A 9,727-nucleotide genomic window follows, 5' to 3' on the forward strand; every position below is an offset into this window, starting at 1 on the left:
ACCGTTCCCGCGCTCATCCGGTCGTCTCGCTGACCAGATCACCGACGCAAGGGTCATCCGTCATCAGGAAGCTGTAATGGATCGCCTCCCACAGCGGCTTGAAATCAGCGGCCTGCCCACCCAGGGCAGTGACCAACGCCCCCACAACCTCCCACTCCGGAACCGCGTCCCCTCGCAGAACCTGCGCAATGACCTGCACCGGCACCCTGCCGTGAGTGCGCCGGTGAATCTCCTCAGCGGTGGGCCGTGCAACAGCCAGGTGCAGCCCCCGCAACGCAGCTGTCAGCGACGCGATGCACTCCGTGACCGTCTGGCGAGGAGGCTGCTCTACCCCGTGGGCCGCCTCGCACAACAGCCTGAACTCCCCAGGTTCGTGGCCCAGGATGCTGCACAGATGACACACCAGATCCCATGAAGGAGTCCGTTCCCCCGACAGGATCCTGGAGATGAACGAAGGGGAGAGCATCGTGCGATCAGCGATCACACGAATACTCAAGCCGCTCTTTCGCTGCAGGTAGGACAGGGCTGCCGCCAACCGCTGACGCGCGGTGACCGCCATCGGCCTCAACGGTTCCTGCCCCTCGCCCTGCTGGAGCGGGAACACCGCAGACCGAGGAGAGGGAAGCGGCGCGGCTTTCTGAGCGACAGCACGATGGTCCAGCAGTCGCCGCACCCGGTCCTGACTCCACTTGTTCCGGGCTGTCTCAGCAGTGACATTCACCGCCTTGGCAATGTCCTCCCACCTAGCACCCCGAGCGCGATCCGCACCGACCTCGGCCGCGAGAAAGAAGTCGACCTCCTGCTGGACAGCCCGGGCACGCTGCACCAGTTCCCCCAGACCCTCACCCGCGTACGCCGCCTCCAGCAGAAGGCCGGCCAGCCGATGAGCCTCAGCAGCGATCTCATGCCCCGGAGACCTCCCGCCCTGACCGACGGCCGGCCTCTCCCGTTCCCGCAGCCTCTGCGCCTGGCGCCGATGCCCCTCATCACAGTAGGAACGGCGCCGCCCCGGGCCGCTGGCGGCAGGAAGCGGCGCCCCACAGAAACCACAGACACGACCCGCAGCATCCTTCGTCACCGCATCCTCCTTCGCGCTGATAGCCGCCACCGGCATCCCTGCTGCCGGACTCAATTACTCCCCGTCCTGAGGGGCACCTTTCGCTCCGCCGGCCCGGGACTCCCGCCCACATGGCACCGAGCTGCCGCATCCAGGCTGTGCAGCCTTCAGTCGGCGCGGGCCCACAGCCAGGAGAATCGCGAATCACGGCACGCCCAGGCGATCACTCCGGACCCTCCCAGCACATACGCCGCCGCCCAGGTCTCCTCGGCCGGGCCGAGAAGAAGAGCGGCGAGGGCCAGGACCCCTCCGAGATTCAGCGTGACAACGCAGGCACGGAGCCGCGCGAAACCCGCCCCACCGCCGCTACCGTTAGCACCACCCCGAGACGCCACGGCGCCACGGAACGCATATCGAGAAGGCATGAGATTCCTCCAAGGGAACTCGTAACTGAACGAATGCGGTAGGGGGCTTGGTTCCTAGGTTTGCGGCCGGGCCCAGGCCCCCTCCTGACCGCGACACTAGCCCGGCCGAAGCCTCAAGCGCCACGCACTCATGCCGTAATCCGATATATCTACCCGCCCCCAACCTGAGAAACGCTCACCGATTCGATTCTGGCACTCCGTTGCCAAGTGAGCTGTCAAAAGGGGCCCTTCGATGCGCGAATTACTGCACAATCTGTCTTGAGTTGATCGGGGCTGATCGGGGACGGGGAGCCTGCAGCAAGAACCGGTTCTCTGGAATTTCAGTTCGACGCCAGCCCTCAGTCGGCAGAGCACGAGGCTGACCGACAGGCCGCGTTCGGTGACCTCGCGGACGCCGACTACCCCGAGCTGCCAGCCCTCGCCCGCACATCGGAATATCCGGATGCGGAAGCGTTCCTGCGGTGAACCTCTTCCCCCGGGTGGGTGAGCACAAAGGGCAGGGCCTCACCGTGGGTGGGGTGCGGCCGGTACAACGCGGTGGTGATCAAGAACTTCGTGCGCGGCTTCGGCGCACTCTCCCTTGCCCTCATCCCCCTTCTCTCCGCTCCTGCCGTGCAGGCCGCTCCGGCGGCGGAGGTGACGACGCTGGCCGACGCGGTCGGCCTGGTGCAGGCCGTGGAAGAAGACCGCACCGGCTACACCCGTACCAAGTTCAAGCACTGGAACGCCGGCGACGACACGGGCGACGGGTGTAACACCCGCGCCGAGGTTCTGATCGCCGAGGCGGTCGTCGCGCCGACGGTCGAGGCCGGCTGCAAGCTGACCGGCGGCACCTGGGTCAGCTACTACGACGGCCAGGAGGTCATCAGCGCCGGGGCCCTGGACATCGACCACATGGTCCCGCTCGCCGAAGCATGGGACTCCGGTGCCTCCACCTGGACGGCGGAACGGAGGGAGGCGTACGCCAACGACCAGGGCGCGGACGTGTCCCTGGTTGCGGTGACGGCGCGCAGTAACCGGCAGAAGTCGGATCAGGACCCGGCGGACTGGATGCCGCCTTCCCCGGCGGCTCAGTGCCGGTATGTGGGGGAGTGGGTGGCGACCAAGCTCCGCTGGCAGCTTACCGCGGACGACCGCGAACTCGACGCGCTGAAGGTCTATGCCGAAGGCCCGTGCGAGGACACCATCGTCCGTTACACCCCGGCCGCCTAACCTATGCGCGGACGGGAGCGTTCGAGGAGGCGAGCTTTCTCCGGCGCTCCCGTTCCGCTGGTGCTGTACCGGTGCTCTTCGAGCCGACTTACTCCTCGTCCCCTCGTCAGGGCCAAGAGTTGAGCACGGCCCGCCCACCTGACGGTGTACCAGCCATATCTCGAGAAGTGGCGAGCGCACGTCTCCGCACGCGAGATACACGCCGGTCCTCATCTCCCCGCGGCACCGCCTGCGGCCCAGCGATTCTGGGGATTCACCAGCCCTGCCTCGTTCAGCCGCCGCTGCGCCTTCTCAGATGTCCACCGGGACGGTGCTGTCTCGGGGGTCCGCGCCGACGACCAGTTCCCCATGTCCCGTGCTGGCGGCCAGCGAGGTCCTCCAGATACGTTCCTTCCACTCCGGGGGCCAGTTGGTCGCCGTGTCCCACCGGATGCCTTCGAGATCGACTCCATTCAGGTCCACCGATTGAAGGTCGGCCCCCCGGAAGTCGGTGCTGGCTTCTTCCACGGCCGTCACTGCCGTGGACAGCGCCAGCGCCTCCCGGTAAGCCAGGTCGAGGTCGTCGGCCAGGTCCTGCGATACCTCGAGCGCACCGAGCCAGGACATCTCCGGCCAGCGGAAATGAAGAAGGAGCTCGTTGTCGAGCAACTGCTTGGAGCGGCGGGTCTCTGCCACGAGCCGCAACGTGCACGTGGCCAGGAAGCCCTCCACCTCTTCCATGTAGTCGAATCCGCCCAGAGCCGGCTGGGGTACATGGTCCGGCTGCGGAAGAGCGAGCACCCGTCCCATGCCGCTGCTTACGCGCAGGAGCTGGTCACGGGCGGTGTCCGGAAGTATTTCCTCCTCCAGATCGGCGATGAGCTGCTGCACCGTGTCCACCGCATCCCGGATGACCCGAACGGCATCCAGAGGCCAGTACCGCCTGGCACAGTTCAAGGCCTGCTCCCGGTACTTGAGCCGCACGAACGCAGGGCGCCGCATCAAGAGACCCTCGGAAGGCCGTTCCCGGTCGGCCACGGCACGCTCGCGAGGCACTCTGCGTCCCGTCCGGGCCAGACGCCCCACAACGGCATCCCCCGCCTGGCGATGTGCCGCCGCGAGCAGACGCCCCAGCGTCTGATCCGGATCCCGCAGTTCCGGCGGCCCGCCGCTGCTCATCAGACCGTCGTACACGGCGATCCCCAGCTGCCTGTGCGCTCGCGCCAGCAAAACCTCAAGCTGTTCGGACGCCCTGTCGCGGCTCATCGATCCTCCTCTGCAGCCTCGTAGCCCGATCCTTCGAGTCCCAGCCGGGCCTTGAGCGTCGCCCGCGCCCGGGAAAGGTTCTGCCGAGCGGCCTCGGGCGAGATACCCATCGCAGCAGCGCTCTCCTGTGTCGTGAATCCGTCCAAGGTCCAGGCCAGCGCCGCACGTTGTTTGGACGGCAACGACAGCAGCATCTCGATCACACGCCGTTCTTCGACGCCGAGTTCCACGGCATGCGCGGGCGAATCCCAATGAGCAGTCGGCCGGTCCGGAACCTCCTCGCAAGGCTCTTCCCGCACCTGCTGACGTAACCAGGAGCGCCAAGCCACCGTGCGCAGCCACGCCTTGGGGTAGCGGATGCTCGTCCCTGGCCGGCACATCTGGGTAAAGGCATCCTGCGCGGCGTCCTGTGCCTCGCTCCAGGACGCCCCGTGCAGCAGCAGGAAGCGAACAAGACCCGGGAACTCGGCATGGTGAAGATCCTCAGCAAGATCTCTCCCCTGCAGGTCGTCCACCGGGGAGAACCGGTCAAGCGGATCACTCACCCGAAGTTCAGCCGCGTCCTCCACGATGGCTCACCCCGACCTCCGCAAGGCAGCCTGAGCCACAACCCACCGAGGATGAACGCAGACTGTTGTGAGCGTGTTCGGCGAGGAGCCTGGATACATGAAGCCCTACTTCATGCCTCAGCCGCTTTCGAGCGAACCGCAGGGTACTGCTCACAGCCCCCAGAAACACGATCGCTACGCTCGTGATCAACACCGGATCCACCCTTGCGCTCCTGCCTCTTCGAGCATGGGCGGCGCCCGGGCGGGCGCCACGTTAACTAGTGCTGGCGGCCGGTCGTGCTGTGACATCCAGGGCTGTGATTTCTCAGCAGTCCGGCCAGAACCCGAGCCCCGGCAGGACTCAGGCAGGAAAGGTAGTCCCCGGAGCAGAGTCCGGGGATCGGCCGTGCAGCAAGCGGTGCTGGAAGGACTGGAGCCAAGGCCGTCTGCTGGCCGAGCTGAAGATTGTGGGGATCACTCTGCATCAGGGTCTTCAGCCGGGCCGGTACGTCAGGTCACACGGTCGGCCTCAAGGCCTGAGAAGCTGCCGGTGAGTTGGGTGCGCCCGGCGAGCTCCCAGTGCAGGTCTTCGGGGACAGCGCCGTGCGCCCAGGAGCGCAGGAAGCGCGTGGCGACAAGCATGTCGAGCAAGGGGGTGAGCTCTTGGAGCGGGAGGCCGCACATGCGCGCGAGGGCTTCCTGTTCGGCTGCTGGCGAGCCTGTTTCGACCGGGAGGTGCGCGGCGAGCGCCAGTGCCAGTAGACGCGGGGTTGCTCCTAGTTGGCGAATTTCGCTCATCTGGCAGGTGAGCAGGATCCAGTTGGCCGCCCGGGCACGGTCTGCGCGAGCCGGCGCCTGCATCCGCACCGCGGTGTCCAGGAGTTCCATCGAGGTACCTGTGTGCGCCGGACCGGTGGGGAGCGCAGCCAGCCGGCAGCCTCCAGTTCGGTGAACGCAGACGGTTCCGAAGCAATCCGCATACCGCGGATCAACCCGGCGGGGATGTTCACCTTCCCGGCGGTGGTGGAACGCAGGGCGCACTGCAGGGCCAGCAGGCGAGCAGCCGCACTGGTCCGGGCGGGAAGAGCAGCAGCCAGATAGCTGAGCATCTCCCGCACGCGCACCTGCTCCGAGGGACCGTGCGGAACCTTCCTGCGCTGCCGTTGCCGGATCCGATTCACCGACGCTGCCGGAGAGGCCGTGGCGAGGACGGTATCGGGCACGACCGCGGCATGGTCAGTGGCTGCCGCGCAGGCGGCGCAGGTGTCGGCGAGCCGCCAGAGCCGGCCGCCGCGCTCGCGGGTGAGGACGAGCAGGACGGGCCCGGAGCAGCCGCGGTGGCGTGAGTGCCACCGGCAGCCGTGTGAGTGGCACTGGCAGGTCCGAAGGTGCCTGGGCAGGAAGTCATGGCGGGCGTGAGCGGCCAGGTGGGTCAGTGCCTGGGACGGCGCGGTCCGCATGGTCGGAGCGGAGGGCGAGCACTGCAGGCAGCTCAGCATGGTCCCTCCGTGTTCAGGGCGCAGCTCCACGGTCCAGATGCGTCGCACCACCGGGTGCGTCGTGCAGAGCCTCATCTGATCGGTCTTTCTCCTGGTCCTCGGCGAGCTTGATCTGCTGGAGCGGGGGTGGGGGAGTGGGGCGGCAGCACACCGTAGTGCAGACCTCTGCCCTGTGCGGAGCGGCGGCGACCTGCGGAAATAGGGCAGAGGTCTGCACTGACAGGGCAGGTGTCTGCACCTTCGGATGGTCAGGTGACGATCTTCCCGCCCGACCCGAACCTCACCGCCCTCCGCCTGGAACTGGCACGGCTGAGGAGCGAACGCGGCTGGACCTACGACGAGCTCGCCCACCGAACCGGCCTGGCCAGGCGCACCCTCATCGAAATCGAGCAAGGCCGAACCATCGGCTCCCTCAAGACCTGGCACGCCATCGCCCACGCCCTCGACGTCCCCGTCGACCACCTCTTCGCCCGCCTCTGCGAAGGCCACGAACCCCCGGCCGAACCCACCCCCTGAGCACCCGGGCCACAGCCTGGGAGATCACCCGATCCAGTCATCAAAAGGAACTCCCGCGCGAGAGACCGCACACGGGTTCCCTGCTGTTGGGCCGTTCGCAGGACACTCCGGCACGCTCCCCGCAGCACCGGCGTGTCACCTGCCACCTTCACCGCCATGCGCTCCGCCAACGCCCCAACCCCTCGCCGGTGGGACGGCACCTCCGCCCGCCCCCCACGCTCACGGTCCCTGCGCGTCGACGCCGACAGCCCCACCCGCCTCGTCCGCAGCGCACAGCCCGGCCGCTGTCCTGACTGCGGCAACCGCGTCGACTGGCATCCCCGCACGGACGGCGACGGCCGACCCGTGGGGCTCCACCCTCAAGAACTCCCCGCCGCCGCTGTCCCTGCCATCAGCCGCTGGCACGTCAGCTCCGGCGTCGCCCACCCCGCCCACGACGGCACCCCGTGGTGCCGCATCCCGCACACAGCCCTGTGCCCCGCACAAAGCGCACCCGCAACCCTCACCCCACAGCTCACCACGCTGCGCCGCCACCTCGCCCTGCACACCCGCCGCCTGATCAACAACGGCACCCTCACCGCACCGGCCGCCCCACCATCCGAACGAACCGAACCCTGCAGGCCCGCCCGCCCCATCGCCCACCTTCTAGGCGTCCACTACATCGCTGGCCGCCCCATCGGCGCCATCCAGTGCGTGGCCCAGACCCGGCAGCGGCGCCGCTGCACCCGCCCCGTCCTCGACGACCAAGCCCCGCACGGAACCTGGACCCTGGCCCCCGCCACCCTCATCAACCACCGATCCCGCCCCGGGGAAACGATGGCTGTCTACGACCTGACGCACCTGCCCTACACCGAGCAGATGCGGTGGCGTCACCAGCACTGCGCCGGCCACGCTGCCTCCTCAGCCGCCGATCTCGCCCTCACCGAGTGGGAACCCTTCGACGCATGGCTCCACCACCAGCACATCCACCAGCGCCTGTCGCGCGCCGGACGCAAGCAGCACCACAGGCCATAACCCCCACCCCGCACCCATTCCGGCAACGCCCGCCCACCAGCTTCCGGCGCACCAGCCCCAACCCACGGAGACCCCGGTGCCTTCCCCCACCGACGAACAGACTGCCGCCGCCGACCGCTTCCATGCCGGCGACCACCTCGCGCTCCAAGCAGGAGCAGGCGCCGGCAAGACCAGCACTCTCGCGCTCCTTGCCCACGGCACCAGACGCCGCGGCCGCTACATCGCCTACAACAGAGCCATCGCCCACGAAGCCGCCACCCGCTTCCCCTCCACCGTCACCTGTAAAACAGCACACGCCCTCGCCTACGCCGCCGTCGGCCACCGCTACCGCGCCCGCCTCAACAGCCCCCGCCAGCCCAGCTGGAAAACCGGCCACCACCTCGGCATCACCAAGACCCTCCGCATCGGCGACCGAGACCTCTCACCCCGCGCACTGTCCTACGCGACCCTGCGCACCATCACCCGCTTCTGCCACTCCGCGGACCCCGCCATCACCGGCCACCACGTCCCCCCACTGCGCAACCTCGAAGACGCCGGCCACCACCGCGAACTCACCGCACTGGTCCTGCCCTTCGCCCGCAAAGCATGGGCCGACCTGCAAAACCCCGACGCCGGCGCCGTCCGCTTCGACCACGACCACTACCTCAAGATCTGGGCACTGACCGAACCGAGAATCCCTGGGGACTTTCTCCTCCTCGACGAAGCCCAGGACACCAACCCCGTCGTCGAACAGGTCTTCAACGCCCAGCGCAATCACACCCAGCTCGTCATGGTCGGCGACTCCGCCCAAGCCATCTACCAATGGCGCGGCGCCCGCGACATCATGACCGCCTTCCGCGGCACCGAGCTCACCCTGTCCCGGTCCTTCCGCTTCGGCCCCGACCTCGCCGCCGAGGCCAACCGCTGGCTCTCCATCGCCGCCGCACCCCTCCGACTCGCGGGCACCGACGCGATCCCCACCACCCTCGGCCCCGTCGACCAGCCTGACGCCATCTTGTGCCGCACCAACGTCGGAGCCATGCGCCAAGTCATGCAACTCCTCGACACAGACCACCACGTCGCCCTCACCGGGGAGGGGAATCCCTGCGAGCACTCGCCCGCGCCGCCGACGACCTTCGTGCCGGCCGACGCACCTTCCACCCCGAACTGCTTCTCTTCCCCACCTGGGGAGACCTGCAGGACTACGCCGCGAACGATCCCGCGGGGCGAGACCTCCAGCCACTCGTCGACCTCGTCGACACGCACGGAACCGACGCCATCCTCAACGCCGTTCACCGCCTCTGCCCTGAGAACACCGCCGACATCACCGTCTCGACCGCCCACAAGTCCAAAGGGCGGGAATGGGTAAGCGTCAAAATCGCCGACGACTTCACCCCACCCCGCGACACCGACAAGAAGGACGACCACGGACAGCCCGTCCCCGGTCCTGTCGACAAGGTGGAAGCGCGCCTTGCCTACGTCGCCGTCACCCGAGCCCGCCAACGGCTCGACCTGGGCGGCCTGTCATGGATCAACGACCACCCTGACGGATCGCCTCCCGCATAGCGTTCCGTGGGCTTCGGTGTTACCAGTCGCCGTGTTCAAGCTCTTCCAGCGAGAGGTTTCACTGCGATTCATCGACCGCGAAGGGACGCAGCTCGGCCGCGAGTCCGTGGCACACGGCAGCCCTCTCCGCCGGAGCTGAAGCTTGTGCATCGCTGCCTGCGCACGGTCCAAAGCCAAAAGTGAAGCCTCAGGACTCATGCACCAGGGTGACGAGGTCCACGGCGTACGAGGCACTGTTAAGGGTGATTCCGCCGTAAGCGTTGCCCGAGATCGACCGGTTCTCACATCCCTCATCAGCGGTCCGTCGATGCCTTCGCACCCGGTGCCCCCGGATCACCGGCAACAGGAGGGGAGCTATACCGGACCGAAAGTAGGAGGTCCCATTGTTGAGCCACGAACAAGATGACGCGGGTCCATTGTGGCCGCCTCCCGGCGGTCGGTAGCGGTGAGCAGCAGTAGCGACTTCACCGCTCCCACATAGTACGTATGGAGGTTTCGACCGTTAGGTCGTTTCGTTGCATAAAAAAAGCCCCGCCAGTCCGATGACTGGCGGGGCTTCACCGCAGGCTTTTCAGGGTCGAGGATCTTTCGAGCTCGAACTTTTGATCTTAGATCGGCACGGAAATCAGATGCCGAAATAGGTAAGCCCGATCGGTTTTGTGGCAA

At 67.5% G+C, this 9,727-nt stretch carries 7 protein-coding genes and 1 pseudogene; 4 read left to right on the forward strand and 4 right to left on the reverse strand.

Annotated elements, in window-relative coordinates; all coding sequences use genetic code 11:
* Positions 1-13: 13 nt before the first annotated feature.
* Positions 14-1,078, reverse strand: coding sequence for a helix-turn-helix domain-containing protein (locus CCZ36_RS34045; RefSeq protein ID WP_128819318.1), 1,065 nt, complete (start codon positions 1,076-1,078; stop codon positions 14-16).
* A 944-nt stretch (positions 1,079-2,022) separates the two neighbouring features.
* On the opposite strand from CCZ36_RS34045, the gene CCZ36_RS34050 reads away from it, so the two are divergent.
* The gene (locus tag CCZ36_RS34050) at positions 2,023-2,694 is read left to right on the forward strand and encodes an HNH endonuclease family protein (RefSeq protein ID WP_128819319.1); all 672 of its coding nucleotides are present in this window, start codon (positions 2,023-2,025) and stop codon (positions 2,692-2,694) included.
* Between the two features lie 291 nt (positions 2,695-2,985).
* Here the strand turns inward: CCZ36_RS34050 and CCZ36_RS34055 are convergent, their stop codons facing one another.
* The 3 genes from CCZ36_RS34055 to CCZ36_RS36210 form a co-directional block, all read right to left on the reverse strand.
* Complete coding sequence (locus CCZ36_RS34055) at positions 2,986-3,939, reverse strand: hypothetical protein (RefSeq protein WP_128819320.1); 954 nt, start codon at positions 3,937-3,939, stop codon at positions 2,986-2,988.
* Complete coding sequence (locus CCZ36_RS34060) at positions 3,936-4,508, reverse strand: RNA polymerase sigma factor (RefSeq protein WP_030720052.1); 573 nt, start codon at positions 4,506-4,508, stop codon at positions 3,936-3,938. The genes CCZ36_RS34055 and CCZ36_RS34060 overlap by 4 nt, the downstream gene beginning before the upstream one ends.
* Positions 4,509-4,997: 489 nt before the next feature.
* Complete coding sequence (locus CCZ36_RS36210) at positions 4,998-5,375, reverse strand: hypothetical protein (RefSeq protein ID WP_237302790.1); 378 nt, start codon at positions 5,373-5,375, stop codon at positions 4,998-5,000.
* 863 nt (positions 5,376-6,238) lie between these two features.
* On the opposite strand from CCZ36_RS36210, the gene CCZ36_RS34070 reads away from it, so the two are divergent.
* The 3 genes and pseudogenes from CCZ36_RS34070 to CCZ36_RS34080 all read left to right on the forward strand — a co-directional run bounded on the left by CCZ36_RS34070 (position 6,239) and on the right by CCZ36_RS34080 (position 9,061).
* Entirely contained in the window at positions 6,239-6,502 is a 264-nt protein-coding gene (locus CCZ36_RS34070) for a helix-turn-helix transcriptional regulator (RefSeq protein ID WP_128808754.1), read from the forward strand.
* 156 nt (positions 6,503-6,658) lie between these two features.
* Positions 6,659-7,516, forward strand: coding sequence for a DUF6083 domain-containing protein (locus CCZ36_RS34075; RefSeq protein WP_128819321.1), 858 nt, complete (start codon positions 6,659-6,661; stop codon positions 7,514-7,516).
* 76 nt (positions 7,517-7,592) lie between these two features.
* A pseudogene (locus CCZ36_RS34080) lies at positions 7,593-9,061 on the forward strand (UvrD-helicase domain-containing protein).
* Positions 9,062-9,727 lie beyond the last annotated feature (666 nt).

Origin of the sequence: Streptomyces sp. S063 (assembly GCF_002832675.1) — a bacterium.
In the GTDB taxonomy this organism is placed as follows: domain Bacteria; phylum Actinomycetota; class Actinomycetes; order Streptomycetales; family Streptomycetaceae; genus Streptomyces; species Streptomyces sindenensis.